This is a genomic window from Stenotrophomonas sp. YJH_SMC_110, assembly GCF_059369255.1.
In genome coordinates this window covers 136643-158040 of the sequence record NZ_JCAFSM010000003.1, presented here as the reverse complement: position 1 = coordinate 158040, position 21398 = coordinate 136643, and the positions used below count along the sequence as shown (strand labels likewise).

The following is a 21398-nucleotide window of genomic DNA, read 5'->3' as shown; positions in this document are numbered from 1 at the left end:
TCAGTGCTTGTCGACGGCGCGGTGGCGGCTGTAGCCGACGCCTTCGATCGGGATGCCACACCAGGTGAGCGTGGCGCCCGGGATTGGCTCGGGCTTCGCTTCGCGCCATGGCTGCTTCGACCCGGCCTTGCGCGCCCGCATCCATGCTGCCTTGGCTTCATCACGATGAGGCTTCTGCATGCGGGCGAGGATCCGGCGCACACAGTGCTTCAGGTCTGAAGCCTGCACGACGATGCGCTGTGGCCGCTGGCCCTTGGCGGTGGTATAGCCCTCAACGAACCCGGCAACCTGCTCGCGGATCAGTTCAACTCGGGGGAGTTCGCCGTTCTCCTTCTTGGCGAACTCGGGCTCGTGCTGGAAATCGACAACGACTGAATCGGTCATGGCGGATCTCGATGTGGAATGGGTTGCCGGCTGCTGGAACCCGGCCGGCGCGGGTTCCCTGCGCTACAGGGGGAGAGCGCAGGGCAGGGGGGCAGTGGGTGTCGTCGGCGGGCAGCGGTGTGGGCGCTCTCTCTGCCGCGCGCTGCCGCATCTCGTCGCGGAACGCGGGCCAGTTGCGCCGCAGGTCGCGCACGCCGCACCAGGTGAAGAAGACAACGCCGGCACCAAACGGCGGCTGGAGGGAGCCGGCACCGGTGTAGATGGCGCGCGCGAGCAGCGCCAGCAGCAGGCCGACGACGGCGGCGCAGTAGAAGGGCAGGGCCAGGTGGCGCATCACTCTGCCCCGCCTTTGCCACGCGCCAAGGCGCGTTGGCAGCGAGGGCAGGTCACAGGATGCGATTCGCAAGCGGTCCAGCCCACGGAACGGCGGCCTGGGGCTGCTCCGCATAGGGCCTTGCCGGTGGCCTCGACATATCCACCATGGCGCCGCACCTGCGCGGACGGGATCGCATGCAGCTTGGTGCCCTGTCCCCGCTCGAGGCCGTTTGCACAGCGGCCGGCCAGCTTCGCCGCCAGCACTTCAGCAGCGGCGCTCATGCAGCACCTGCCTGCGCGCGCGCTGCGCGGCGAGCGGCGGCGACGGCGCCGGCAGCGCTCTTGCCCTGCCGCAGGACGGCATTGGCGGCGATGCTGGAGGCGATGACGACCTGGTAGGGGAGGAGGCCCCAGCGGCGGCCGGCGCGGGCGACGATGCCGGCGGCTGCAGCGGCGCGCTGAGCGGTGGAGTGGTTGGCGAGGGCGGCGCTCATGCGGCGGCGCCATGCTGCGCGGCGCGCAGCTGCTTGGCGGCTTCCAGCAGCTGGCCGGCATAGCGCTCGGCTTCGTCAGCGGACTGGAGGAGGCGGGCAGCGCCCAGGTCGGAAACCACCTTGGCGCTGAGGCTGTCGGCGGCGACGGTTGGCGTCGACTGGCGGACGCCGAGGGAAAGGATAGCCATGCGTGATCTCCTGCGCTGGCCCCGGAGTGAGGCGCTGTCGAGCGGCGCAAGTAAGATCACACAATGTGATTATCGATGCAACACGTTACGTGATTTTTGGTATTACAAATTCTGAACGACGTTGTTTTCGTTCAGACTTCAACGCGACGCCTAGTCAAACGTGTGCCGGATCAACCCAGCATCTTCAAACGAAATATCGTCCCTGATGCATTCGCGGGCGCGGTCGAGGGCACGGTGCAGCTCGATCAGATCATCGTCGCCGAGGTCATCAATGGAAGCGTGCCCCAAGGTTGCCTGGTCGATGATCAATTGCACCCCAAAGGGGCGGTATATCTTGGCAAGGCTGCGGATCATTCGCAGGTGACTCTCGCGCGCGACGGCATCAAAGTGCGTCGACCGCTTTCCAACCACCGCGCTGAGCGCGGGCTTTCTATCAGGCGCGGCGCTTATCCGTTCGACCAGCTTGTGCAGCAGCGCGTCCGTTTTGCTCATTTCTTGCAGCTCCCCTTTGTGAATCGCGCTTCTCGCGCCATGCAGCAAAATCCACCAGGTTGCGCTGATCTGCGGGTCGTTCATCCGACAGGATCCACTCGTACACGTCGGCGAACAGATCTGCCTCGGACTCAATGTCGAAGGCTTTGCCAAGCGTACCGAACGCCTTGTCCAGGAACCGGTGGGTTTCGGCAAGGATTGCAGGATCGGGTCGCGGGGACTGAGACGCTGGGGCCTCCCCAAAAAGGGACGCGATGCTCACCCCGAGCGCCGCAGCTAACAAGGGTACTTCCGAAACCTTGGGCTCGCGCGCGCTGGCTGCCGACGACTCGTAGTTGGCAATACGACTCTGACCCGACCATCCGCACGCAAGTGCCAGGGCTTCTTGGGTCATGCCAGCCTTGAGCCGGGCGGCGCGGAGGTTGTCGGAGAAGGCCATACCGAGATTCTTCACGGTATGTGATGCGATGCTAACACGAAATGTGTTGCGCGAAGGATCACGATATGTGATTCTCCCCGTATGGACGCACTCGACAGAGCCGTGAAAGCCGCGGGCGGGGTTACATCCCTTGCCACCCATCTTGGTGTTCGCCAAAGCGCTGTCAGCAATTGGCGCTCCCGGGGGCGCGTGCCCCCTGCAATGGCCATCCCCATCGAATCGGTTACGGGCGTCTCGCGCCATGACCTCTGCCCGGAAATTTTCGGGCCCTTGGCCGGACTGGCCCCAGTCACGAAGCGGGATCTTCTCGCCAAGCTCGGTCTGTCCAACGATGCACATCTCGCGGTCGTGCTGGGGTTGCCCGCAGACCGCGTCGCTGCTTGGGAGGTGGACGCAGCTGTGCCTGCCTTGCCGAGCGTTCTCGCCCTGCTGGGGCCCGCAGTTGGTGCTGCTTCGCCCTGCGTCGATACGGACCCCGACGTTGACCGCATCGGCCCTGTCGACAGTGCCTGAAAGGCCATCCATGGCCGTCGTCCCTGAGTTGATCTCCATGGCGCTCATCGTGCGCCACCCGGGCTCAGCCCGAAACCTTGAAACGCAGTCCACCCCAAGGTGACCCATGACCTGCCGCACATCCGCTCTCAACTGGCTCGACGTCCTCTACAACTCCGTGCGCAAGACGCCCGGTGGGGTCGTGGACGCGGCCGCTTTCCTGGCCGACCGACGCGGCAAATCCATGCACCCGGAGACGCTGCGCGCGAAGTTGCGCGGGCTGGAGGGTGAGTCCGTGACGATGGAGATAGCCGAACTGCTGACCGAGTGGATGCAGGAGAAGGCAGGCGGCAGCGATTACGCCCTGGACTGGATGCAGGCGCTGGCAGGGCAATTCGGCATGGCGGTGGCCACCGTTCCGCCTCCGCCGGAGGGTGGCTGGTCGGACGAGATCGGGGCCATCCAGACCAAGCTGCTGGAGATCACCACACGCGTAGGACGCTTGTCTGGCACCGCCGTGGACGCGATGGCCGATCACCATATCGACAGCGACGAAGCGAAGCTGATGGTGGAAGAGGCCAACTCGCTAATCACGATGGCACACCGGCTGATCCGTAACGTGTCGCGCGCTGCAGCGAAGGGGAGGGCACGCCAATGAACCACCCGGCCCGCTCCACTGATCCGCGGTCCAGTCACATTGCCGCCGCCGCGCTCGCTGAAAGCGGCGCGCTTCGTGTCCAGCATGCCAAGACCGAGGCTGCGGTGATCCGCCATCCTGGCCAGAGCAGCCTGCACCTGTCGACGCTGACTGGCCTTGATCGCCACATGTTGGGTCGCCGACTGCCTGAGCTGGCCCGCGAGGGACGCATTTGGCGCGGCCCGACCGCGCCGTGCGCAACCACCGGCAAGCCCGCATGCACCTGGTGGCCTGTTGCGCCGGGCGAGAACCTGACGCTGGGGCTCTGACATGTCGACCATCATCATGTCGCAGTGCTGGCCGCTGCAGGGCCTGAGCGTCACGCAGAAGGCTGTGCTGATCTCGCTGGCTGATCAGGCCAACGACGACGGTGTGTGCTGGCCGGCGGTGGGCACCATCGCCGCTCGCTGCTGCATGTCGGCGCGCGCTGTGCGTACGGCAATGGATCATCTGGAGGCCGTCGGCCTGCTGACCCGCGACCGCCGGTTCAACAGCAGCACGGTCTATAAGGTCACTCCGGCCAACTTCGACAAGGCCGCTGCGCCGTCGAAGGCTGGCCGTAAGTCTGGAAAAGCAGGTACTGCACCGGGCACAGGGGCTGCGCCCCATGCAGGGGGTGCGCCCGCTGCAGGAGGGGATGCGCCCCATGCAGGAGGGGATGCACCGGGCGCAGGTCCAGGGGTGCGCCCCGTGCCGCCTAACCGTCATATAACCCTCAATGAACCGTCAGGAGAACCGTCATTTCCGGCGGGCCTGCCGGCCGCGCCGCTGGCGGTGGTTTCCGAGACCGACCTACAGGCTGCGTGCCGTGCTACCTGGGCGGCCTACGCCAGTGCCTACCGTGACCGCCACGGTGTGGCACCGGTGCGCAACGCCAAGGTGAACAGCAACGTCCGGCATATCGTGCAGCGGCTCGGCCACGGCGAGGCCCCGCTGGTGGCCGCGTGGTTCCTGACCGTCAACGAGCGCTACGTGGTGCAGAACATGCACGACCTGGGCGCGCTGCTGGCGAAGTGCGAGGCATACCGCACGCAGTGGGCCACCGGCCGTCAGGTCACCGAAGAGGCCGCGCGGCAGACCGACAAGACGCAGACCAACCTCGGCGCCGCCGACGCGGCCAAGGCTCTGCTGGCACAGCGGAGGGCGGCACATGCTCGGTAATCAGGAGCAGGATCGGCTGGTCGATCTGCTGGTGGCCACCGCCGAGGTGATTGGCGACCAGCTCAGCCCGAACGCCGCGGCCTACATGGTTTCGGATCTGGCGCAGTACCCGCTGCCGATGCTGGAGCGCGCGCTGGCGTCGTGCCGCCGGGAGCTGAAGGCGCGACTTTCGCTGGCGGCGATCCTCGAACGCATCGAGGACGGCCACCCGGCACCGAATGAGGCATGGGCCAACGCGATCCGTGCCGCCGACGAAGGTGCGACCGTGGTGTGGACTGAGCAGACCCGCGATGCGTGGGCGGCAGCGTTGCCGCTGGTGCAGGCGGGCGACAGGATCGCGGCCCGGCCGGCATTCCTGGAGGTGTACACCCGGCTGGTGAAGGAAGCGCGCGCTGGGCACCGCACGGCCACCTACCAGCTGTCCCTCGGCGGCGACGGGTCCGGTCGGGACAGCGTACTGCGGGAAGCGGTGGCCGCTGGCCAGCTGTCGAAGGAACAGGTAGCGGAGTACCTGGCCCTTCCGCCCGCCACCCCAGCCTTCAACCCGCTTGCGCTGCTGGCCGGAACGGTTGAGGCATCGCCGACAGCGGACGAACGGACCCGTTCGCGCCTGGCCGAGATCGTCGCGCTGCTGGAGGGCAAAGCAGCATGAGCCCTGACCACTTCAACGTCGAAGTGCGCCCTGTGAGCGAGCCGGTGGCCGAGGCGGGCTGGTATCTGGCCTACGGCTACGGGATCAAGCCGCTGGTGGTCTACGCGACGCGCGGGATGACTGTCTGGCGCGAGGGCATGCGGCGTATCCCGATCACCCGCTACGCCGGCCCGATCCCGGAGCTGCGCTGATGTGGTCGAAGGCACCACAGCCGACCAGGGAAGAAGCCACCCGGATCGAGCTGGCCAAGACAGGACCGTGCATGGCCTGCCTGGCGCTGCAGATGCAGGAGCTGCTGGACCCGGAGCTGGTGGTCTACGGCTGCGACTACAACCACGCCAAGAGCGGGAACGTGCGGCGCGGTCACATGTTCGGCTACGCCCTCTGCAAGTGGCACCACATGCGGCATCCGATGGAGGGGAACACCTTCGCGACGATGCGCCAGATCTACGGCCCGAGCCTGATGGATGGCTCGCGGACCTTCCACGAGACGTACGGCTCTGACGACGAGCTGATTGCAAACCAGACCTACATCAACGAACTGAGGGCGGCAGCATGAAGAAGACGAAGGCCATCGCGCCGAGGGTCAATCCCCAGCGTGCGCCACGCGAGCGGCGGATGGACCACAACACGGTATCCCGGCCCAAGCGGGTGAAGCCGGGCGCGATCGCCAAGGGCCAGGACGAGACGGTGGAGCAGTTCAAGGCGCGCGGCGGCCAAGTTCAGTATCTGTCGACTAGCTGGGAGGCAGAATATGCAGCTTGATACGTTCGGCGTCTACGTTCGCGCGGAGCTGGAGCATTGGGGCGAAGAATTCGCACTTCACCGAGACCGCGACTATCTCGGGCGCGGGCCAAAGAGCGTGCTTGCACTGTTGATCGAACACAAGGGCGACATGCCCGTTAGGGCTCTCGGGTTCAAGCCGCTGGAGACTGGTGCTCGCGCTCAGATGATCGAGGACATTGTCACGAGCATAAGCCATGACAATGTCGCTATGGCATGCTCCCTGCGTGCGTACTACTGCGGTCGGGGGCGAAGAAAGGTGGAGCGCTTTGAGACGGCGATACTGCTACTGGCAAACTGCGGGCACCGCGCAGTATCGAACCGGCAGTATTTGAGCCTCGTGGAGCTGGGTTTCCAAAGAGTGCGTGGTCGCCTCGAGGGCTATTCGCAAGCAGCCTAGGGATTCTTCCGGTTCCATTTGTTCAACATCGTGATGGCGTTGGCCAGCTCAGTGTCGTCCCTAAGCGCAGATCCGAGCCTCTCGGCGGTCGCGAAAAGCACCGTTCTGACCACGCCGGCAACTTGAAGGCAGTCCTCGTCGCTCTCCGCATGCAGCCCTTGACTCAAGGCAGAGTGCAAGAGCTGAATTGGGTTGTGACCGTTGACTAAGAGGGAGGAGGGCAAGGCGTGTTTAATTGTGTCAAGCGATGTAGAGAATTGAGTCTCGTTTTTTGCTCTTTCCAGCTCAGGAATTATCCCATTGCTGGGATCGACTGCACTCAAAACACGAATGAACTCGTTGAAGATTCGTGACTTCTGATTCTCAATAACGCGTCTATAGTACGAGAACGCACCAACCCCCAAGCCTTGAAGCTCACACCTGCGTCCCTTTAGGAATAGATCCCTGTCTCCGCCGATAAGAGTCATAGCTTTTGAGGGGGTTGGAGGTCCGAACGCTGGCTCCTCGCCGAGCTTAAGCGCTTCAAAGTAAATTGCGCTGTCGGCAGACTTGGCCTTGAATCTCAAGGCGATCACCTTAACCTCGAAATCGCAGTCCTTGCAGACATAGACTGCAAAGGTCCTGAAAAATCGGCCCGGCACTACGTTTGCGAAGACAATTTCCGTCCGCGACTGAAATTGCCGTACGCCGTTGCAACCCTTTGACGAACAGTGAAGCCGTATATTCGGGAAAGTGAGCTTCGGAGGTGAGGAGGCACGGACAATAGCGTCCCGAGGGATATCAATTTCCAGTTCAACCCTCGTAGGCGATCCCGGTGGGACTTCAGTTAGAAAAGTGACGAGATCCATGTCAGACCGTAGTTGATTGGGATCCATACGATACCCGTTGACAGGTGCGCACCTCTAGCGTACATTTTTAGTCACGATGATATAGAAGCCCTCGGCGCGAGCCGAGGGCTTTTTCGTTTCCGGAGACGCTATGGCGCAGATCACTCCCCAACAGGCTGGCGGCGTGAACGTCGTGGCCTTCCTCGACATGCTTGCCTGGTCCGAAGGTACGGACAACGGCAAGCAGCCGACCAAAGACCGTGGCTACGACGTGATCGTTGGCGGGCAGTTGTTCAAGAGCTACGCCGACCATCCGCGCGTGCTGGTCGACCTTCCGAAGCTCAAGATCCAGTCCACTGCGGCAGGCCGCTACCAGCTGCTGCGCCGCTACTACGACGCCTACAAGAAGACGCTCGGCCTGAACGACTTCTCGCCTCTGAGCCAGGACCTGATTGCACTGCAGCAGATCCGGGAGCGCCGCGCGCTGCCGCTGATCCAGGCGGGCAAGATCGAGGAAGCCATCAAGGCCGTCCGCAAGATCTGGGCGAGCCTGCCCGGCGCGGGCTACGGCCAGCACGAACAGAAGCTTGCCGATCTGCTAGCCGTGTACCGCAAGGCCGGCGGGACGGTGGCGCCATGATCGGGGTCGACGTGGATTGGCAGGCAATCGGCACCGCCGTCGGCGGCCTGATGGTTGGGGCTGGCGGTGTGGCGCTGTGGTGGCGCAAGCAGTTCGTAGAGACAGCCAGAGAAGGGGCCGAGGTCAACGTGATCCAGCTGATGCGCGAGGAGGTGACCCGGCTGGGCGAACGGGTTGGCCGCATGGAGGCCAGGGAACTGCGCCTGACCGTCCCTGCTGCTGTTGTGGCTGACCTGCGCGCTGGGCGTCTCCAGCTGCGCGACGACCTCGCCACCTGCAGCACCAGCCTCCTGTCCCAAGCCGTCGCCGGCGCCGTCGAACGTGATGCGCACGCCGAACTACGAGCAGAAGTTGCGGGAGCTGCTGTTCAAATCGGCCGCGACGCCGACGACCACGTCCGCGCCAGTCAAGCAGTAATCGCGGCCGACCGGCAAACGGTGACGCAATGAATCGCCGGATGCTGGCCCTTGGCCGGCTGAAGACCGGCGAGATGAACAGGACCGAGGCAGCGTATGCCGAGCTCCTGCGCGCGCTGCAGGCCGTGGGCAAGGTCCAATGGCACCGGTTCGAGGGCATGAAGCTGCGCCTGGCGGACAACACGTTCTACACCCCGGACTTTGCGGTCATGGCTGCCGATGGCGTCATGGAGTGCCACGAGGTGAAGGGGCACTGGCAGGACGATGCACGGGCCAAGATCAAGATCGCAGCGGCCATGTACCCGTTCCGCTTCATTGCGGTGAAGGTCAGGCCCAAGCGCGACGGCGGTGGCTGGGCAGTGGAGGAGTTCTGATGACTGCGACAGTGCGGGCGTCGATATGCATGCGGTGGTGGCTTCGGTGGTATCTGGCTGCGGTGGTGTGGTTTGCCCGGGCCACGGGCATGGAACCGGACTGGGAGCGGGTTGAGTGGTGGATCCGCCGCGGCCTGGTGCTGCGAACGACGAGGGTTGGTGATGGACGCTGCACGGATTGAAGAGGCGGCGCGCGCTGCGGCCGCTACGGCCCTGGCGGGGCTGACTGAGAGCAGCACCGACAGCCGTATTGACCGACTGGTCGGGATCATCGAGCAGCAGGGCAAACAGATCGCCGAGCTAGCAATGCACGTTGGTCTGCTGGTGCAGGCCGTGGCGCAGCTGCTGGGCGAGGAGGCCGGCACGCCGGTGCATGACGAGGCTGCCGAGCCGGAGCGAGTCGACCTGGACGGGAAGCCTTACTGATGCCGACCCGGCCACCCCAGCACCGTGCGGCCGGCTGGCGCCCGTACAAGGAGACCACCGCCCAGGTCCGCAAGAGGCAGGCACGCCGCGCCCTGCCCACCAACTGCTCGCTGTGGCGCCGGCTCCGTGCGGTGGTGCTGGCTCGTGAGCCGCTGTGCAGATGCTGTGCGGAGCAGGGGAGGGTGCGGGCGGCCACTGAGGTCGACCACATTGACGGGGACGACGGCAACAACGCCGATAGCAACCTGCAGCCGCTGTGCCGGCCGTGCCATAGCGCCAAGACGGTGCGGGAGAACGGCGGGTTCGGCAGGGACGCGCGCCAGCAAGGCGGAGCTGAACCAGCGGCGAGTTATCCACCGAAAGCTGAACGGATAGGGAGGGGGGAGGGTCAAAGTTGAGGGCCTTCCTCGCCCGATACGCGCGCCCCCCTTTCTTCTCGCGTCCACAGAATTTGAATTTTGGATTCGGAGCTGACCGGCGATGGCCAGGCACAAGCAGCCCGCCGAGCTGGCAAAGCTCAAGGGGGCGGACAAGCGCAACCCGCAGCGTTACAGGGCCGAGGTGCCAAAGACGGGGAAGGCACTTGGCAAGGTTCCCGGCCATCTGCCGGACGAGGTCGCGGTGGTCTGGAAGGAGCTGGAGAAGTGCGCCCTGCCTGGCGTCCTGACCAGCGCCGACCGTTTCATCATGGAGGTGGCGTCATCGCTGCTTTCCGAGTTCCGTGCCAACCGCGGCGAGTTCGTTGCGGCCAAGTACTCCCACCTGATCGGCTGCCTGGCGCGCCTGGGCCTGACCCCGGCTGACCGTCAGAAGCTGGGGACCGAAAAGACCCCGGAGGGCAACCCATTCGACGAGTTCTGATCCATGACGCCGAGCGAATCAGCCAAGGCATACGCCAAGGGCGTCACGTCAGGAAAGATCCCGGCCGGCGAGTTCATCCGTCTGGCGTGCCAGCGGTTCCTGGATGACCTGAAGCGCAAGGGGGCCGACTGGCCCTACAAGTACGACGCCGAGAAGGCGGACCGCGCGGTGCGGTTCATGGAGAAGATGCCGCACACGAAAGGAAAGTGGGCGGCGCAGAAGCGCCTGCTGGTGCTGGAGCCCTGGCAGCACTTCATCGAGTGCAATCTGTTCGGCTGGGTCCACAAGAAGACCGGGCACCGGCGCTTCCGCCGCGCATACGAGGAGATCCCGCGCAAGAACGGCAAGTCGTTGCGACTGGCTGCCCGTGGCCTGTACCTGTTCTGCGCTGACGGCGAGGCGGGCGCGGAGGTCTATTCGGGCGCAACCAGCGAGAAACAGGCATACGAGGTGTTCCGCCCGGCCTGGCAGATGGTCCAGAAACTGCCGGCGCTGCGCGCCCGCTTCGGTATCGAACAGGCGGGCAACCCGAACTACGGCGTTTCCGTGTTCGAGCAGTTCCTGCTCGACCAGCTCGCCAAGGCAAAGCGGTCGGCCAGCAAGCAAAGCGCGTTCCGTACCAAGCACCTGAACGACTGGGTCGGCGCCAAGCTGGCATGGATGGTGGGGCGACATTGACGAGACAATGTTTGCCCAGGCCATGGCCGGCATCGAGGCGGACGTGATTCATCTGCGCATCGACTCGCCCGGCGGCGACGTGTTTGCGGCCCGGTCCATGATGACCGCCATCGCCCAGCACAAGGCCACTGTCATCGCCCACATCGATGGCTTGGCTGCCTCGGCTACCTGCCCGGGGTAGTGCCGACCATGCGCGTGATGTTCGACGGGCAGGTGTACGCGATTCGTGCGGTGCTGCCGGATGCGACGGCACGCGGGCATATCACGCTGATGGTCGATGCTGGGGTGTCCGATGGCTGAGCAGGTGAAGATCGACGGCCTGGACGGCCTCCTGCGTTCACTGCGGGAGGCACCCAAGGCGATTCAAGGGCGAGCTGTGCAAGCCGGTATGCGCAAGGGCGGCAACGTCATTCGCGACGACGCCCGGCGGCGGGCTCCGAGAGCATCGGGGTTCATGGCCTCGCAGATCGTCACCCGCCGGGCCAACACCAAAGGCCGGCAGCGGGCAGGTGTAGGCCAAGGCGGCGAGTACTTCACGGTTGGGGTTAAGACCGGTCGCCGCCGCAAGTACGCCAACACCAAGCGCAACCGGCGCCGCGGCCGCGTCGGGAAGGTCTATGAGGAGGCGGGCTGGGCCTATTACTGGCGCTTCTTGGAGTTCGGCACGAGGAAGATGCGGGCTTCGCCGTTCCTGACGCCCGCCGGCGAGGCCAAGGGGCCGGAGGCGGCGCAGGTGATCATCAATGAAACCTGGGCGGCGCTCGACAAGCAGCTGAAGAAGGATGGCTGGCGATGATGGTTCCCCTGATCCAGTCCCTGCTGCAGGGTGATGCAGCGGTTCGGCACGCGCTGGGCGACCCGATCCGATTGTGGCCGGGAACCGCGCCACAGGATGCAGCACTGCCCTACGCGACGTGGGAGGTGGTCGGCGGTTCGCCCACCGCGATGCTGTCCGAGGCGCCGCCGGCCGACGGCTGGCGAGTCCGATTGACCGTTTGGGGCAAAGCCCTGACGCAGGCCAACGGCGCGGCCGTCGCCATCCGCGACGCGATCGAGCGCGTAGGCAGCATCGAATCGTACAACCCGACGCCGGATAGCGACGACACGGATGCGATGGGCATTTCATTCGACGTGCGGCTGCTGCAACTGCGCTGAACCACACAACGGCAACCCACTGGCCCCGCAAGGGGCCTTTTTCATGCCCGGCGACGGGCGTAACACAAGGAAACCCCTATGGGACAGGTAATCAAGTCGAAGCATTCGCAGCTGTTCGTCGCCATCGCCGCGGCCGAGGTCATCAAGGTGACCCGCCTGCGTTCGGTCGGCTTCCCCGATGGCCAGGCGTCGGAGATCGATATCTCCGACTACGACGACGACTGGGACCAGTTCGTCGCCGGCCGCAAGCAGACCGGCAGCACCAGCATCGAGATCATCTACGACAGCGTCGACCACGAGAAGCTGGAAGAGCTGCACGAGACCGGTGCCGTCGTGAACTGGCTGGTGACTGCGCCGCTGTCGGAAACCGAAGGCGTGGCCAAGCCGACCGCCGTTGCCGGCAAGATCACCCCGCCGGACACCGTGCTGTCCAAGCAGTTCGACGGCTTCGTGCAGAACTTCGCGGTGACCAGCCAGGACAACGACGTCTGGAAGGCGACGATCACGATCCGCGGCTCCGGCGCCGTCACCACGCACCGCCCGACGCCGTAAGGCTGCGGCAACGGCGCACCCAGGCCCGCTCCGGCGGGCCATCTCTCTGACGGGGCGCGCGGATCCTCCGCGTGTTAGCCGTGCGCGGCCCGCGCGCCCTGTCGCCATTCAAGGAAACGGCCAATGAGCAAGCCCAACGAAACCACCCAAACCCAGCCGCAGCAGCCCGTGAGCATCCTGCAGTCGTTCACCAACCTGGGCATGTTCGCCTCCAAGGACGTTCGCGCCGACACGATCACCTTGCCCAACGGTGCCAAGGCGCAGTTCCATGTTCGCGAGCTGCCGGATGCGGAGTTCCGCAAGCTGTGGGGCGAGGGCGACCGCGCCAAGCTGATCGCAGCGACCATCTGCGACGAGGACGGCAAGCCCGTCATGAATGTGGAGCAGGCCGCCCAGCTCAAGCCGCTGGTTGCCGCTGAGCTGCAGCGTGTGGCTATGAAGCATTCCGGCTTCGGCGAGGATGCTGCCCAAGCCCAGGCCGACGCGGGAAACGGCTAAGGCAGCGCGGTGAGGACTGGTTCTGGAAGGTCCTCGCCGGCCACCTGCATCGCACGGTGTCTGAGCTGCAGGCGAGCATGTCGCGCCGGGAGTTCTTGGAATGGTGGGAGTTCCATAAGCGGAATCCCATCGACCCCGTAAGCCTGCACATTAAGCCCGCTGCCTTCGCCGCGTACATCACCGCCTCACACAGCCAGGGCGGCACCAAGCGCTCCTTTCAGGAGTACCTGGAAACCCTCGTACCACGTTCCGAGGAGGACGAGGCACAGGACTGGTTCGATCGACTGGGATAGCCATGACCGACACGTTTGGGCGCTTTGCCGCGCTCCCTATCGGCCCGCTGCTCGCTGCGCGCGACGGTGGACTCACTCTTGCCACGACGGCCGCAGCCGACCTCAAACGCTGCGCCCGGTCTGACTTTGCCCTCAGCGCCGGCGTTGTCGGCGTCGAGTTCGCGATGTGGGGCGATGACGACCTCTCGGCCGTCGTGGGTTTTGTCACGGCAGCAGCGCCCCTCAGCCAAGCGCCGGGCGCGAACGGGGAGGGTATCGGCTGGGAACTGGCCACCGGTCGCCTGATCCAAGGCATCGGCGCGATCGCGACCGGTCTGCCCCTGGTTGCGCTGGGCGATATCGTGGGGATGCGGGTCTCCTTCGGCAGTCCCTCCCGGCTCCACCTGTATCTAAACGGCGCGCTGGTCCACCAGCGCGACCTGCTGCTGGCCGGCCCGCTCCACTTCGCCGCCGCACTGGCTGCGACGAAGGCCGGTGGGCTGTGCCTGGCCGTGAACGCTGGGCAGTGGGGCGCCCGCAGCGATGCCGCTGTTGCCGGTTGGAAGCTGGACCAGGCCCAAACGCCGACCACTCGGCTGGCCGACGATGACTGGCTCTCCGCACCAGGCGATAGCCCGGCCAATGCCCGGTACGAAGGGCTGGTGGCCGAGGGCGTCAATCTCGTCCAGGAGCTGAGCTTCTGGCCGTGGGGTGGCGATCCGGTGTCTCAGATGGCGGCGGCGGAATGTGTGGTCGCCGACGCCGAGGGGCTGCTGGATGACCTGGCATTGTCCGGTGCCTCGGGGGCTGCGGTGCGCATCCTGCAGGTGCATGACGGCGGCATGCTGGCCGACGCCGCTCCGGTGTTCCGCTGTGTCATCGATCAGATCGAGGTGAACGACGACGGCAGCAAGACCCTGCACCTGCGCGACGCGCACGACTACCTGGGCCAGACCATCAACCGGGGCGTGTTCCTGCCCAACATCACCTCGCTGGCCTGGAAGCCGCAGCCGGTAGTCATCGGCGCGGTGGCCAGCGTGCCGGCAGCCGGCGCCAATTCCGATGCGACAGCGATGTTCCTGGCCGACAGCCCGGTGCACGTAAACGCTGTGATGGACCGCGGCGATCTGATGGAAGACGGCACCTTCAGCATGGCGACGGACGGCCAGCAGCTGCTGCTGAAATCTCCGCCCGTCACCCCTGTGGTGGTCGATGGGTCGAGCATCGGCCCCGGCATGGCCCCGGCGCGCCTGGAGCAGGCCGTGGGCGACGTGATGGCTCGCCTCGGGGCAGGGGCTTGGTCGGCAGCCGACTGCGCGGCCGTGGACGCTGCAACCGGCTACGCCGGTATCGGCTACTACGCCGGAGCGGCCATCACGGGCAGGGATGCCCTGAACGCGATGCTGCCCAGCTACGGTGTCGGGTGCTACCAGGATCCTAGCGGTGCACTACGCTTCGTGCAGGTGGTTGCTCCGGAGAGCTATCAGGGGCAGCCGGCGTTTGAGATCTCGGAAGCCGACATGGCCAGCGACCTGGTTGGCGTCCCGGACGACGCGCCCAACCTGACCCGGCGCATGGCCTACCGGCCGAACGCTCAGGCCCTCGGCGCCTCCGACCTCGTCACCGACGTGGTGGACCTGCCGCAGAGCCGCCGCGACGAGCTGACGGGCCTCTACCGAGGTCAGGTGTTCGCTGCGGGCGCACTGGACGCACACTACCGCCGCGCCGACGCCGCCGATCCGGTCATTTCGCTGTTCTGGCATGCCGCCGATGCGCAGGCCGAGATCAACCGCGTCGTGGCGATGTATCAGCGGCAGCGGTTCTTCTACCAGGTCGCCATTCGCGGCGATCAGGACATGGCCCCGCTCCCTGGTCAGATCGGCCGGCTGACCTACAGCCGCTACGGCCTGGCCGATGGCAAGCCGGTGCTGGTGCGGCGCGTAGAGCGCAACCCTGCCACGGGGGACGTGGTGCTTACCCTGTGGGGATGATGACGTGTTGATTGGATATGGCATGCCGGCGGTGGAAACGGCCACCCTCACCGGTGGAACGTGGTTGTCGGCCGACCAGGGCGCCGCGCTCTTCGATGGCAAGCCGGGGCGATCGTCGCGGATCCGGCGCACCGGTTCGCTAGCGATCACGATCACGCTGGCCGAGGCCGTTGTGCCGGGGATCATCGCCGTCCTCGGCCTCAACATCCCGCCCGGCGTTCAGCTGAGCGCTGCCGGCGCGACCGGGGCCACCGTGCGACTGCCCGACGGCAGTGTCTGCGCATGGCTGTTTCCGCAGGCCAGTGCCCCGGTGTCGACAGTGTCCGTCGAGATCGCCACAACTGCCACGAACGTGGACGTTGGCGAGGTCGCGATTTTCCGGGCAGTGGAGGTGGGCATCAGCGACGGCTGGGCGGTGGCCACGATCGACACCAGCGTGCACACCCGCACCAAGGGTGGGCAGGTCAACACGGTTCCTGGGCCTCTGTACCGCCGGCTGACGTGCACCCTGTCGGGTACCGTATCGAGAACGGTGTAAGGCTGCTTGCAGGAAAAACGGTTACCGTCAGTATGCTGGTGCGTGCATCGTCGGCTACCAAAATCGGAATGGAATTCGAAATGACGTTTGGTACGGGCGGCTCTCCGTCTGCATCGATCGTTGGAAATAGTCAGCTTGTAACGGGTATTACTGGTGGATGGCAACGTATCAGCAGGACGTTCACCCTTGCGGGTATCGCAGGCAAGACGTTCGGAACCACAACTGAGGGCTATCTTTCGCTGATCCTGTGGCTGGATGCGGGTAGCAATTGGGATGCTCGTGCTGCTGGCGTTGGGCGCCAAGCTGGTGATTTCCAGTTCTCCAACATTCAAATCGAAGTAGGTAGTGTTGCTACTGATTTTGAGCAACGCCCGGATGCCTTGGAATTGGCGTTGTGTCAGCGCTACTACCGCAAGTCATTTCCGACGGCTGTGGTCCCAGCGAACAACAGCAACTACTGTTTGCATCGGCCCGCTACTGCATACAATTCACAGGGGCTGCGTACGTCGGTTGGATTTGGCACGACGATGCGCGTTGCGCCTGCCGTCACTTTCTACGGTGGCAGTGAAGGTGGAAATCTGACCCCGGCAAGCAGCTGGCGCTGGTACGACTCCGCAGGCGGTGCATGGCGAGCCGCAACCGCCATGCAGGTTGTGGGTGTGTTCCAGAACGGATTTATCGTTGACAGTGTCACCACCGGTCACGCTGTCGCCGCCACCTACCTTGTTGCTGGTGAATACACCGCAGACGCGGAGCTTTGACTATGTATCAATTCACTGAAGATGCGGATGTGATCCGCTGCATCGAAACCGGCGCTTTTATTCCGCGCGGTCACTACCTATGGCCGACCGAATGGCTGGACGAGAACACGCCGTTGCCGGCATCTGCGCCGGGCCTTGGATTTGAGCTGCACACGCCCGCGCACTACCGCTACATCCGTGATCAAGCATTCGCCTGGATGCGCGCCGAGGCGGTAGAGCGCGGCTACGACGGCATCGAGTCGTGCGCCAGCTACTACAGCAGCGGCGTGGCCCGATATCGCGCGGAGGCGCGGGCGATGGTCGCCTGGCGCGATGCTGTGAACCAGGCGCTGGAGCAGCTGGTGCTGGCGCCGCCGGACGGCATCGAGACTTGGGAGCAGGTGCGCGCGCTGTTGCCTCAGCCGGAGTCGTTCGCCTGGCCGGAGAAGGCGGAGCTACCGCTGGATGGACTGGCACCGCAGCCCGTGACTTGATCCTTACGCGGCGGCAACGGCGCTTGCGGCGAGATGGCATCCATGTGCTATTCCGCCCAGATCACCCCTGCCTCCCTTAGGACGGCCATGGCCATCGTTGAACTGACCGGCTATCGAGACACGGGGGCGGGTTTGGCGTAAGGATGTGGGCTTTGCCAGATGGTGGATCCGAGTATTGTGGAGGATACTCAAACCAACTGTGAGCAAAGGGATCAACCGTTGAGCGCTTCCATGCTTCCGAGAATTGTCGGTTTCGATGTGCCGCAGCTGCATGAGCGCGTCGATTCCTCCACTGATGAGGCCATCATTGCGTTGTTGGATCTTGCGCCAGGAGCCCGCTGGACTGAACTCTTCGTGAGGAAGTGCGAGGCGCTGGCGTCTCAGCTCTCCTTGGCAGAAGTTCGGGTTGAAGGCTCCAGGATCTATTTTTACGGGTCAATCAGCGACTCAAGAGCGCTCGCCGATGCGGTCATGTCCATCGTTCACGTGCTGAATGATCAACTCATGCGAGAAGGGAACGACGCAGCCTCGCGGGAAGAAAACTCCTAGGAGCAAGAGAGGCGCGACCAGCATTGACCTGCAATATCCCCTGCGCCAGGGTGACCACGAAGACTGGATCGGGCCGCAAGTCTGCCCTCGAGGTCGTCCAACCATTCTGCGTGGGTTCCATGCGGATCCCTGACGTAGATGTCACATGCGATCCGGATGACCGGGTCAACCTCATGGCGAAAGCTAACAGCAGGTAGGGCACCAGAGTTGAATACCAAACTCCAGTGGGTGAGCTCGCGTTCGACGTCAACGAAATCCTTGTTCCTCATGCGTTCCATGTTCTGCTCCTATCGGGACTGCACTGTACACCCTTCAGAACATCGGCCTGTTCATGACACTTGTTCATACTTGCGCCAATCCGGCACGGCTGCGTAACGCTCTGGCGAGCACTGTGGGTTGGCAGCAGATGGCTGCATCGGAGTAAGACATGAACAATTCTCCCCAGAACCAAAACGACCGTCCCAACTCGGATGGCGAGAAGAAGCAGCCAGGCCAGCAGGGTCAGGTGGACGGGAACGAGCTTGGCGGTGAAGACCTCGCCGGAAAGCAAGGCCAGCAACAGCAGCAGCCGGGAAGCAAGGAGCGTGAACAGTCGACCCACGGTCAGGACCAAAAGGGCAGTGCTGGTCGCGATAGCCGCCGTTGACGTCTAAGGAGTGGCCGCGCCCAGCGCGGCTCCTTCTGTATCAATAGGAACGTTGATATGTCGTCCCATGCTCAAGCTGTGAACTTGATGACCAAGATCATGTATCAATCGCGCCCGGCGAGCACGACGACGATGGCTCAGTGCCGGACCTGTCAAGGGCAAAGCCCTGGTGGAATGGAGTGTGCGCGGTGTTTGACTGAAAAGCTGGGAAGGGTGATCGCCAATCGAGGCGCTGCTCTTTGCTGGCTTGAGTCTTTCCTGAAAGTTCAGCGAGACGAAGCACACGTGTTCATATGTGCAAAGAGAGTTGATGCGTCAGCCTTGTAGCAGTCGCATTCCGGCCTGACATTGCGCAAGCGTATGCTCATTACATCTAGGAGCAACGCTATGAATTTCCCGATATGCATCTACGATCGAACGGGTACGGGGCTCCGGCTTCCTTCCGAGTGGTGGATTGATCTGCAGTCAGATCTCCCCGCTCTAGTGAACGGTAGTGAGCGCATAGATCTGCCACGTGCCTCGAAAGATGAGCGCCCCCGCCTGGATCCTCAAGTTCTCAATGATCTATCCAGACGAATCCGGGGCTCGCAATGGCTAGATTAGATCCAGCTCAAGCGCCAGGCGTGCGTTGGCTTTTCTTCCGACTTCGCAATGGGCAGTCGATCAGCCCTGCTAGGCTAATGTCTGTCTGGCGCGAAGCTACGGAATCAACCGAGTGCGCAGTCCGCCGCGAAATCATTGATGGCGCTGGCTACGTATATGCTCTCTATGCACCAAATGGACTGCGCTCCCCCCGTCGTGTGGAGCTGCGCATGAGAGCACTTCTGGAAGAAGCCGGGTATGCCTTCACGATGGGGAGTTTGGCTGGGAGGCACCCAGCCGACGGCTGAGGTGCGACGCTGATTATGTCACCCGATTTGGCCACGAAGAATGGCCCTGGCAGCATGTGTTGCCGGGTCGTCGAGCCTTAGGACGTGGTCGAATTCGACCAAGCGCGCGTTACTGACCGCTTGCCGCTTCCCGCATCCTGCGCATGCGAGCAGGGTGCCTCCTGGCATGGTCTCCAAGCCAGGTGTTTTGGAATGCGTGATGTGTCGGCAGTGGTTGCAGCGGATGCTGATTGTGTTCACGCGTTCGATATTGCCTTCGTCGCGGCGCACCACATGTATATCCAGAACGTAGAAAAGGCCAGTGTCGGGCATTGCTTAGTACCGAGAACGTTCGTGCATGGTGCATGTCGCTGGGCCTGCATCATGTGACGAAGTTCCGAATTCAGCAACATGCGAACCTGACGCGTTCAGGGCTCGTCCGCCACCTCGCGCTGACATGAACCCGTTGCTAGTAAGCTGATCCCTCGTCAAGGAGGTGTGCCATGCCCATCAGGGCTGTCGCATACGTGAGCAGCGCTGGCGACGAGATCGCCGGCGACAGGCTGGGCTTGTCCAACGGAAAGCTGGATCAAGTTGTGGACGACGCGGCCCGGTTCAACCGTAATGCTGGGGTTACGGGGGTGCTCCTCTTCGATGGCGAACGGTTCCTCCAGTATCTGGAGGGACCGGAAGACGGGCTTTCGGTGTCCTATTCCCGAGTGCTGGGCGCCAGCAGCCACAACGGTGTTGTCGAGCTGCAGAGGGGCAGGGTGGGACAGCGCCGACTGCCGTTCTGGCCCATGAAGTGGCTTCCCGTGGAGCCGGAAGAGTTGCGGCGATTGGCCCACGCGGACTGGACCCGGTTCAATCAGCGCGGCAACGCGGACGACACGAACGCAACGGCGATGGATCTACTGACAGCGTTCGTGACGCCATTCGCCGTGGCAGCTTAGGAAGGCATGCTCTCGGCGCCTATCTGCTCAGTAAGAACCGTCAGAGATTGTTGGAAGGCGGCAGCGAAGAGCTCGCCGCCGTCATCTTTGTGCCTCGCAGCGATGCTGGGCAGCAGCTGGAGCCACGCTAGGTTCAACCGCTCGGGCTCTGGATGGGTGAGTACAGAAATCCGCAGCGCGTATTCCATTGCTTTCAGATAGCCACGGTGGACTTCAATCGCAACTTCACAGGAGTGGAGGCGGTCCAGAAGTTCAGAGACGGCATCGTTCATTTCGGGTCCTCGGTATCGAGTGGATGGTCGGGCGTTGGGTCGAAGAGCGCCAGTAGTCGTTCACGACGGCATTGCTCAAGCCAGTGATGCCAGATCTCTATTTCATCCATCAATCCTGTGGATCCGCAAGCTGGGCACTTCAGGGTCGTGCCCCTGACGTCCGTATGGAATCCAGCATCGTGGGCCAGTGATGACCTAAGCCCACAGTTCTTGCAGGTTGAGCGCACCTGCTCCAGGCGGATGATTGCGCCATTTGGCGCAAGCAGGGGCAGGATCGAGTGGATCCTGAAGGCATTGGGAGGATGCATAGCCGTGCCGCTGAGGGGGCTGGACACGGGAGCAAGGAATATTGCACCGGAGAAGAGCCGTGAGACAGCAGTGTCTACTACATGATGTGAGCCTCGCATCACACCAAGCTCAAGTGGACGCTCGCGCTTACTTCCCTGAGCCTCGTGGCTGGTGGACTCGAAGCGCTCAAGCTGCGATATTTCGCAGAACTTCCGGTTGCTTTCTAAATGAGCATCCTCAACGTTCTGCTCACTCGCGAACACCTAGTCGTCGCTGTAGACACGCTGGCAGAGGATGCCAGGACAGGGGCGCATTCCGCGGGGGCGAAGCTGCTGCTGATCCCTCAGCACAACCTGGTACTGGCCACTCGGGGTTCCACCCAGTTCTTTCTTCGCATATACGAGCTGGCACTGCAGGCCAGCTTCCGTGCGGACTTCACGATGGAGCAGTTGTCCGCCGAGCTGGGGTTGGTGGTGGATCAGCTATGGCCGAACTACGAGAAGGCGGCAGCGGAGGCCGGGCTGCCGCTCGACCAGCTCGGGACCGAGTTGGTGCTGGGCGGCTGGTCGCCCAAGAACGGCCGGATGATGGCCACGGGGTATGCCAAGAGCGACAGTCAGCGCCCGTGTACGGTCCAGGCGATCGACGGGCAGCTGGCGTCCCCCGGGGAGCCGCTTCAGGCTTTGACGCCGAGCATGGCTCAGGCCGATCTCATGGCCCATGCACGTCTGCAGGCTAGTTACCTCAATGAGCAGATGGGCCGGCAGGTGGCGGGAGGCCGGCTGTTAGCCGGCTTCCTGCAGGCGGGGCAGGCCGTGATCAAAGATCTAGGTGAGCTTTAGATCTTCGGGCGTTAGCCCGG

38 protein-coding genes are annotated in these 21398 nt (G+C 63.9%); 31 read left to right on the top strand and 7 right to left on the bottom strand.

Annotation, left to right across the window (positions count from 1 at the left end):
• From AC5P6H_RS07870 to AC5P6H_RS07850, 5 genes are all read right to left on the bottom strand, one after another.
• On the bottom strand, positions 1 to 384 hold the full coding sequence (locus tag AC5P6H_RS07870; protein WP_329767951.1) for a hypothetical protein: 384 nt from the start codon (positions 382 to 384) through the stop codon (positions 1 to 3).
• A 593-nt stretch (positions 385 to 977) separates the two neighbouring features.
• The gene (locus tag AC5P6H_RS07865) at positions 978 to 1193 is read right to left on the bottom strand and encodes a hypothetical protein (RefSeq protein ID WP_099475733.1); all 216 of its coding nucleotides are present in this window, start codon (positions 1191 to 1193) and stop codon (positions 978 to 980) included.
• Positions 1190 to 1381, bottom strand: coding sequence for a hypothetical protein (locus tag AC5P6H_RS07860; RefSeq protein WP_197574486.1), 192 nt, complete (start codon positions 1379 to 1381; stop codon positions 1190 to 1192). Before AC5P6H_RS07860 ends, AC5P6H_RS07865 begins: the two co-directional genes overlap by 4 nt.
• A gap of 150 nt (positions 1382 to 1531) precedes the next feature.
• On the bottom strand, positions 1532 to 1873 hold the full coding sequence (locus tag AC5P6H_RS07855) for a hypothetical protein (protein WP_495202476.1): 342 nt from the start codon (positions 1871 to 1873) through the stop codon (positions 1532 to 1534).
• Positions 1815 to 2312: a helix-turn-helix domain-containing protein gene (locus AC5P6H_RS07850; RefSeq protein WP_111201985.1), complete on the bottom strand. Its 498-nt coding sequence runs from the start codon at positions 2310 to 2312 to the stop codon at positions 1815 to 1817. Before AC5P6H_RS07850 ends, AC5P6H_RS07855 begins: the two co-directional genes overlap by 59 nt.
• Before the next feature lie 81 nt (positions 2313 to 2393).
• Between AC5P6H_RS07850 and AC5P6H_RS07845 the strand changes: the two genes are divergently transcribed.
• From AC5P6H_RS07845 to AC5P6H_RS07805, 9 genes are all read left to right on the top strand, one after another.
• Positions 2394 to 2825, top strand: coding sequence for a transcriptional regulator (locus AC5P6H_RS07845; RefSeq protein ID WP_495202475.1), 432 nt, complete (start codon positions 2394 to 2396; stop codon positions 2823 to 2825).
• A gap of 106 nt (positions 2826 to 2931) precedes the next feature.
• Positions 2932 to 3462: a phage regulatory CII family protein gene (locus AC5P6H_RS07840; RefSeq protein ID WP_111190574.1), complete on the top strand. Its 531-nt coding sequence runs from the start codon at positions 2932 to 2934 to the stop codon at positions 3460 to 3462.
• Positions 3459 to 3770, top strand: a complete 312-nt coding sequence (locus AC5P6H_RS07835; RefSeq protein WP_069117011.1) for a hypothetical protein — start codon at positions 3459 to 3461, stop codon at positions 3768 to 3770. The genes AC5P6H_RS07840 and AC5P6H_RS07835 overlap by 4 nt, the downstream gene beginning before the upstream one ends.
• Before the next feature lies 1 nt (position 3771).
• Positions 3772 to 4662, top strand: coding sequence for a helix-turn-helix domain-containing protein (locus AC5P6H_RS07830; RefSeq protein ID WP_495202474.1), 891 nt, complete (start codon positions 3772 to 3774; stop codon positions 4660 to 4662).
• Positions 4652 to 5314 carry a hypothetical protein gene (locus AC5P6H_RS07825; RefSeq protein ID WP_495202473.1) on the top strand — a complete coding sequence of 221 codons (663 nt, stop codon included), beginning with the start codon at positions 4652 to 4654 and terminating at the stop codon, positions 5312 to 5314. The genes AC5P6H_RS07830 and AC5P6H_RS07825 overlap by 11 nt, the downstream gene beginning before the upstream one ends.
• Entirely contained in the window at positions 5311 to 5505 is a 195-nt protein-coding gene (locus AC5P6H_RS07820) for a hypothetical protein (RefSeq protein WP_495202472.1), read from the top strand. The genes AC5P6H_RS07825 and AC5P6H_RS07820 overlap by 4 nt, the downstream gene beginning before the upstream one ends.
• Positions 5505 to 5873: a Ref family recombination enhancement nuclease gene (locus AC5P6H_RS07815; protein ID WP_495202471.1), complete on the top strand. Its 369-nt coding sequence runs from the start codon at positions 5505 to 5507 to the stop codon at positions 5871 to 5873. The genes AC5P6H_RS07820 and AC5P6H_RS07815 overlap by 1 nt, the downstream gene beginning before the upstream one ends.
• The gene (locus AC5P6H_RS07810) at positions 5870 to 6079 is read left to right on the top strand and encodes a hypothetical protein (RefSeq protein ID WP_495202470.1); all 210 of its coding nucleotides are present in this window, start codon (positions 5870 to 5872) and stop codon (positions 6077 to 6079) included. The genes AC5P6H_RS07815 and AC5P6H_RS07810 overlap by 4 nt, the downstream gene beginning before the upstream one ends.
• Positions 6069 to 6497 carry a hypothetical protein gene (locus AC5P6H_RS07805; RefSeq protein WP_495202469.1) on the top strand — a complete coding sequence of 143 codons (429 nt, stop codon included), beginning with the start codon at positions 6069 to 6071 and terminating at the stop codon, positions 6495 to 6497. Before AC5P6H_RS07810 ends, AC5P6H_RS07805 begins: the two co-directional genes overlap by 11 nt.
• Here AC5P6H_RS07805 and AC5P6H_RS07800 read toward each other — a convergent pair.
• Entirely contained in the window at positions 6494 to 7345 is an 852-nt protein-coding gene (locus AC5P6H_RS07800; RefSeq protein WP_495202468.1) for a hypothetical protein, read from the bottom strand. The genes AC5P6H_RS07805 and AC5P6H_RS07800 overlap by 4 nt on opposite strands.
• A gap of 130 nt (positions 7346 to 7475) precedes the next feature.
• Here AC5P6H_RS07800 and AC5P6H_RS07795 point away from each other — a divergent pair, with 130 nt between their 5' ends.
• From AC5P6H_RS07795 to AC5P6H_RS07695, 21 genes are all read left to right on the top strand, one after another.
• Positions 7476 to 7964 carry a glycoside hydrolase family 24 protein gene (locus AC5P6H_RS07795; protein WP_495202467.1) on the top strand — a complete coding sequence of 163 codons (489 nt, stop codon included), beginning with the start codon at positions 7476 to 7478 and terminating at the stop codon, positions 7962 to 7964.
• Positions 7961 to 8413 (top strand): hypothetical protein, encoded by a 453-nt coding sequence (locus AC5P6H_RS07790; RefSeq protein WP_495202466.1) that lies wholly within the window; start codon positions 7961 to 7963, stop codon positions 8411 to 8413. Before AC5P6H_RS07795 ends, AC5P6H_RS07790 begins: the two co-directional genes overlap by 4 nt.
• Positions 8410 to 8754, top strand: coding sequence for a DUF1064 domain-containing protein (locus AC5P6H_RS07785; RefSeq protein WP_495202465.1), 345 nt, complete (start codon positions 8410 to 8412; stop codon positions 8752 to 8754). The genes AC5P6H_RS07790 and AC5P6H_RS07785 overlap by 4 nt, the downstream gene beginning before the upstream one ends.
• 162 nt (positions 8755 to 8916) lie before the next feature.
• On the top strand, positions 8917 to 9180 hold the full coding sequence (locus AC5P6H_RS07780) for a hypothetical protein (protein ID WP_495202464.1): 264 nt from the start codon (positions 8917 to 8919) through the stop codon (positions 9178 to 9180).
• The gene (locus AC5P6H_RS07775) at positions 9180 to 9578 is read left to right on the top strand and encodes an HNH endonuclease signature motif containing protein (protein WP_495202463.1); all 399 of its coding nucleotides are present in this window, start codon (positions 9180 to 9182) and stop codon (positions 9576 to 9578) included. The genes AC5P6H_RS07780 and AC5P6H_RS07775 overlap by 1 nt, the downstream gene beginning before the upstream one ends.
• Before the next feature lie 82 nt (positions 9579 to 9660).
• Positions 9661 to 10041, top strand: a complete 381-nt coding sequence (locus AC5P6H_RS07770) for a hypothetical protein (protein ID WP_005408955.1) — start codon at positions 9661 to 9663, stop codon at positions 10039 to 10041.
• Between the two features lie 3 nt (positions 10042 to 10044).
• Complete coding sequence (locus AC5P6H_RS07765) at positions 10045 to 10719, top strand: terminase large subunit domain-containing protein (RefSeq protein ID WP_495202462.1); 675 nt, start codon at positions 10045 to 10047, stop codon at positions 10717 to 10719.
• A 7-nt stretch (positions 10720 to 10726) separates the two neighbouring features.
• Positions 10727 to 10900: an ATP-dependent Clp protease proteolytic subunit gene (locus tag AC5P6H_RS07760; RefSeq protein WP_495202461.1), complete on the top strand. Its 174-nt coding sequence runs from the start codon at positions 10727 to 10729 to the stop codon at positions 10898 to 10900.
• 111 nt (positions 10901 to 11011) lie between these two features.
• On the top strand, positions 11012 to 11515 hold the full coding sequence (locus AC5P6H_RS07755; protein ID WP_495202460.1) for an HK97-gp10 family putative phage morphogenesis protein: 504 nt from the start codon (positions 11012 to 11014) through the stop codon (positions 11513 to 11515).
• On the top strand, positions 11512 to 11874 hold the full coding sequence (gene gp17, locus AC5P6H_RS07750) for a tail completion protein gp17 (RefSeq protein ID WP_372484115.1): 363 nt from the start codon (positions 11512 to 11514) through the stop codon (positions 11872 to 11874). Before AC5P6H_RS07755 ends, gp17 begins: the two co-directional genes overlap by 4 nt.
• 78 nt (positions 11875 to 11952) lie before the next feature.
• Positions 11953 to 12426 carry a phage tail tube protein gene (locus AC5P6H_RS07745; RefSeq protein WP_053497212.1) on the top strand — a complete coding sequence of 158 codons (474 nt, stop codon included), beginning with the start codon at positions 11953 to 11955 and terminating at the stop codon, positions 12424 to 12426.
• Between the two features lie 123 nt (positions 12427 to 12549).
• Positions 12550 to 12924, top strand: a complete 375-nt coding sequence (locus AC5P6H_RS07740; protein ID WP_495202459.1) for a hypothetical protein — start codon at positions 12550 to 12552, stop codon at positions 12922 to 12924.
• Between the two features lie 56 nt (positions 12925 to 12980).
• Positions 12981 to 13217, top strand: coding sequence for a hypothetical protein (locus AC5P6H_RS07735; RefSeq protein ID WP_231109155.1), 237 nt, complete (start codon positions 12981 to 12983; stop codon positions 13215 to 13217).
• Positions 13218 to 13219: 2 nt separating this feature from the next.
• Positions 13220 to 15187, top strand: coding sequence for a hypothetical protein (locus tag AC5P6H_RS07730; RefSeq protein ID WP_495202458.1), 1968 nt, complete (start codon positions 13220 to 13222; stop codon positions 15185 to 15187).
• A 22-nt stretch (positions 15188 to 15209) separates the two neighbouring features.
• Complete coding sequence (locus tag AC5P6H_RS07725) at positions 15210 to 15725, top strand: hypothetical protein (RefSeq protein ID WP_495202457.1); 516 nt, start codon at positions 15210 to 15212, stop codon at positions 15723 to 15725.
• 68 nt (positions 15726 to 15793) lie between these two features.
• Entirely contained in the window at positions 15794 to 16486 is a 693-nt protein-coding gene (locus tag AC5P6H_RS07720; RefSeq protein WP_495202456.1) for a hypothetical protein, read from the top strand.
• 2 nt (positions 16487 to 16488) lie between these two features.
• Positions 16489 to 16959 carry a hypothetical protein gene (locus tag AC5P6H_RS07715; RefSeq protein WP_495202455.1) on the top strand — a complete coding sequence of 157 codons (471 nt, stop codon included), beginning with the start codon at positions 16489 to 16491 and terminating at the stop codon, positions 16957 to 16959.
• 219 nt (positions 16960 to 17178) lie between these two features.
• Positions 17179 to 17508 (top strand): hypothetical protein, encoded by a 330-nt coding sequence (locus AC5P6H_RS07710; RefSeq protein WP_231109344.1) that lies wholly within the window; start codon positions 17179 to 17181, stop codon positions 17506 to 17508.
• 427 nt (positions 17509 to 17935) lie between these two features.
• Positions 17936 to 18154, top strand: coding sequence for a hypothetical protein (locus AC5P6H_RS07705; protein ID WP_103282862.1), 219 nt, complete (start codon positions 17936 to 17938; stop codon positions 18152 to 18154).
• 590 nt (positions 18155 to 18744) lie between these two features.
• Entirely contained in the window at positions 18745 to 19044 is a 300-nt protein-coding gene (locus AC5P6H_RS07700) for a hypothetical protein (RefSeq protein ID WP_346715502.1), read from the top strand.
• Between the two features lie 482 nt (positions 19045 to 19526).
• Positions 19527 to 19976 (top strand): BLUF domain-containing protein, encoded by a 450-nt coding sequence (locus AC5P6H_RS07695; protein ID WP_495202454.1) that lies wholly within the window; start codon positions 19527 to 19529, stop codon positions 19974 to 19976.
• On the opposite strand, the gene AC5P6H_RS07690 is transcribed toward AC5P6H_RS07695, so the two are convergent.
• A complete protein-coding gene (locus AC5P6H_RS07690) occupies positions 19973 to 20248 on the bottom strand; it encodes a hypothetical protein (RefSeq protein ID WP_103282856.1) in 276 nt (91 codons plus the stop codon). The genes AC5P6H_RS07695 and AC5P6H_RS07690 overlap by 4 nt on opposite strands.
• Positions 20249 to 20763: 515 nt before the next feature.
• Between AC5P6H_RS07690 and AC5P6H_RS07685 the strand changes: the two genes are divergently transcribed.
• A complete protein-coding gene (locus AC5P6H_RS07685; RefSeq protein ID WP_312559301.1) occupies positions 20764 to 21378 on the top strand; it encodes a hypothetical protein in 615 nt (204 codons plus the stop codon).
• Positions 21379 to 21398 lie beyond the last annotated feature (20 nt).

Coding starts and splice junctions, on each gene's coding strand:
- AC5P6H_RS07870 (WP_329767951.1), bottom strand. CDS start 384: ATGACCGATTCAGTCGTTGTCGATTTCCAGCACGAGCCCGAGTTCGCC.
- AC5P6H_RS07865 (WP_099475733.1), bottom strand. CDS start 1,193: ATGAGCGCCGCCCTCGCCAACCACTCCACCGCTCAGCGCGCCGCTGCA.
- AC5P6H_RS07860 (WP_197574486.1), bottom strand. CDS start 1,381: ATGGCTATCCTTTCCCTCGGCGTCCGCCAGTCGACGCCAACCGTCGCC.
- AC5P6H_RS07855 (WP_495202476.1), bottom strand. CDS start 1,873: ATGAGCAAAACGGACGCGCTGCTGCACAAGCTGGTCGAACGGATAAGC.
- AC5P6H_RS07850 (WP_111201985.1), bottom strand. CDS start 2,312: ATGGCCTTCTCCGACAACCTCCGCGCCGCCCGGCTCAAGGCTGGCATG.
- AC5P6H_RS07845 (WP_495202475.1), top strand. CDS start 2,394: ATGGACGCACTCGACAGAGCCGTGAAAGCCGCGGGCGGGGTTACATCC.
- AC5P6H_RS07840 (WP_111190574.1), top strand. CDS start 2,932: ATGACCTGCCGCACATCCGCTCTCAACTGGCTCGACGTCCTCTACAAC.
- AC5P6H_RS07835 (WP_069117011.1), top strand. CDS start 3,459: ATGAACCACCCGGCCCGCTCCACTGATCCGCGGTCCAGTCACATTGCC.
- AC5P6H_RS07830 (WP_495202474.1), top strand. CDS start 3,772: ATGTCGACCATCATCATGTCGCAGTGCTGGCCGCTGCAGGGCCTGAGC.
- AC5P6H_RS07825 (WP_495202473.1), top strand. CDS start 4,652: ATGCTCGGTAATCAGGAGCAGGATCGGCTGGTCGATCTGCTGGTGGCC.
- AC5P6H_RS07820 (WP_495202472.1), top strand. CDS start 5,311: ATGAGCCCTGACCACTTCAACGTCGAAGTGCGCCCTGTGAGCGAGCCG.
- AC5P6H_RS07815 (WP_495202471.1), top strand. CDS start 5,505: ATGTGGTCGAAGGCACCACAGCCGACCAGGGAAGAAGCCACCCGGATC.
- AC5P6H_RS07810 (WP_495202470.1), top strand. CDS start 5,870: ATGAAGAAGACGAAGGCCATCGCGCCGAGGGTCAATCCCCAGCGTGCG.
- AC5P6H_RS07805 (WP_495202469.1), top strand. CDS start 6,069: ATGCAGCTTGATACGTTCGGCGTCTACGTTCGCGCGGAGCTGGAGCAT.
- AC5P6H_RS07800 (WP_495202468.1), bottom strand. CDS start 7,345: ATGGATCTCGTCACTTTTCTAACTGAAGTCCCACCGGGATCGCCTACG.
- AC5P6H_RS07795 (WP_495202467.1), top strand. CDS start 7,476: ATGGCGCAGATCACTCCCCAACAGGCTGGCGGCGTGAACGTCGTGGCC.
- AC5P6H_RS07790 (WP_495202466.1), top strand. CDS start 7,961: ATGATCGGGGTCGACGTGGATTGGCAGGCAATCGGCACCGCCGTCGGC.
- AC5P6H_RS07785 (WP_495202465.1), top strand. CDS start 8,410: ATGAATCGCCGGATGCTGGCCCTTGGCCGGCTGAAGACCGGCGAGATG.
- AC5P6H_RS07780 (WP_495202464.1), top strand. CDS start 8,917: ATGGACGCTGCACGGATTGAAGAGGCGGCGCGCGCTGCGGCCGCTACG.
- AC5P6H_RS07775 (WP_495202463.1), top strand. CDS start 9,180: ATGCCGACCCGGCCACCCCAGCACCGTGCGGCCGGCTGGCGCCCGTAC.
- AC5P6H_RS07770 (WP_005408955.1), top strand. CDS start 9,661: ATGGCCAGGCACAAGCAGCCCGCCGAGCTGGCAAAGCTCAAGGGGGCG.
- AC5P6H_RS07765 (WP_495202462.1), top strand. CDS start 10,045: ATGACGCCGAGCGAATCAGCCAAGGCATACGCCAAGGGCGTCACGTCA.
- AC5P6H_RS07760 (WP_495202461.1), top strand. CDS start 10,727: ATGTTTGCCCAGGCCATGGCCGGCATCGAGGCGGACGTGATTCATCTG.
- AC5P6H_RS07755 (WP_495202460.1), top strand. CDS start 11,012: ATGGCTGAGCAGGTGAAGATCGACGGCCTGGACGGCCTCCTGCGTTCA.
- gp17 (WP_372484115.1), top strand. CDS start 11,512: ATGATGGTTCCCCTGATCCAGTCCCTGCTGCAGGGTGATGCAGCGGTT.
- AC5P6H_RS07745 (WP_053497212.1), top strand. CDS start 11,953: ATGGGACAGGTAATCAAGTCGAAGCATTCGCAGCTGTTCGTCGCCATC.
- AC5P6H_RS07740 (WP_495202459.1), top strand. CDS start 12,550: ATGAGCAAGCCCAACGAAACCACCCAAACCCAGCCGCAGCAGCCCGTG.
- AC5P6H_RS07730 (WP_495202458.1), top strand. CDS start 13,220: ATGACCGACACGTTTGGGCGCTTTGCCGCGCTCCCTATCGGCCCGCTG.
- AC5P6H_RS07725 (WP_495202457.1), top strand. CDS start 15,210: ATGCCGGCGGTGGAAACGGCCACCCTCACCGGTGGAACGTGGTTGTCG.
- AC5P6H_RS07720 (WP_495202456.1), top strand. CDS start 15,794: ATGGAATTCGAAATGACGTTTGGTACGGGCGGCTCTCCGTCTGCATCG.
- AC5P6H_RS07715 (WP_495202455.1), top strand. CDS start 16,489: ATGTATCAATTCACTGAAGATGCGGATGTGATCCGCTGCATCGAAACC.
- AC5P6H_RS07705 (WP_103282862.1), top strand. CDS start 17,936: ATGAACAATTCTCCCCAGAACCAAAACGACCGTCCCAACTCGGATGGC.
- AC5P6H_RS07700 (WP_346715502.1), top strand. CDS start 18,745: ATGGCTAGATTAGATCCAGCTCAAGCGCCAGGCGTGCGTTGGCTTTTC.
- AC5P6H_RS07695 (WP_495202454.1), top strand. CDS start 19,527: ATGCCCATCAGGGCTGTCGCATACGTGAGCAGCGCTGGCGACGAGATC.
- AC5P6H_RS07690 (WP_103282856.1), bottom strand. CDS start 20,248: ATGAACGATGCCGTCTCTGAACTTCTGGACCGCCTCCACTCCTGTGAA.
- AC5P6H_RS07685 (WP_312559301.1), top strand. CDS start 20,764: ATGAGCATCCTCAACGTTCTGCTCACTCGCGAACACCTAGTCGTCGCT.